Source organism: Caballeronia sp. LZ032, assembly GCF_031451315.1.
In the GTDB taxonomy this organism is placed as follows: Bacteria; Pseudomonadota; Gammaproteobacteria; order Burkholderiales; family Burkholderiaceae; genus Caballeronia.
Window position 1 is genome coordinate 1 of the sequence record NZ_JARUXP010000065.1, and the last position, 409, is coordinate 409.

The following is a 409-nucleotide window of genomic DNA, read 5'->3' on the forward strand; positions in this document are numbered from 1 at the left end:
TCAAGGGCATGAGTTCGTGCAATACAGCGCGGCGGTCACGTTTGCCGATCACGCCACCGCGTTCGATCAGATGCCGCACGAAAGCGGATGGCCCGCGCGAACGCATGACCGCCAGCATGGTCATGCGCTGTATATCGAACAGGACGAACTGCGCATTCGTACGCGGGCCGGTCTGGAATACGCGTTCGCACTGCCGGACGACTGGCGCGCGCGTGTACCTGCCGTGGATCGCGGGCAGACGTTCAGTCTGCCGTTATCCCGGATGGCCGACCTGAATGGCAACGCCTGGCATATCGAGCGGCGAGCGGACGCGATTCACCACGGCGTGTCGATGCGCTTCGTCGAATACGCGGGAGGCCGTCCCACGGGGCGCGAGTTGCGCGCTGCTTCGGGGATCGTCGCGGGCTGT

At 65.0% G+C, this 409-nt stretch carries 1 protein-coding gene; it reads left to right on the forward strand.

The features are described from left to right. On the forward strand, positions 1 to 409 hold a 409-nt coding region (locus tag QCE69_RS39715; RefSeq protein WP_309936171.1), incomplete at both ends, for a hypothetical protein.